The following is a 315-nucleotide window of genomic DNA, read 5'->3' on the forward strand; positions in this document are numbered from 1 at the left end:
TTCAAAGGTCTTTGAGGCGTAAAGCCCCATCTTTTCAGGTATTCTCCAACGGTTCTGATCGGCATTTCAATGCCATAAAATTCTTTGATGGCCTGCTTGACGGCTTTTCGCGTCCACAATGCAAAAGGAAATTTCAATTGATCAGGGCACTTATCGCGCATAACCTTTTGCAGTTCCTTTTCCTGATCCTGCGTAAGCGTCCGGAAGCTCCCTTCTGTCCGGCCACGCTTTTTGATTTGAATTGCCGATTTACCGCCATCAAGATAAGCTTTATACCATGTGCAGATTGTTGTTGCGCTAATCCCTGTAATTTCA

At 44.8% G+C, this 315-nt stretch carries 1 protein-coding gene; it reads right to left on the reverse strand.

Features of this window, described 5'->3' with window-relative positions:
* On the reverse strand, nt 1-315 hold a 315-nt coding region (locus ACYQ11_RS22215), incomplete at both ends, for a helix-turn-helix domain-containing protein (protein ID WP_459926025.1).

It is taken from the genome of Desulfatiferula olefinivorans (assembly GCF_054657895.1).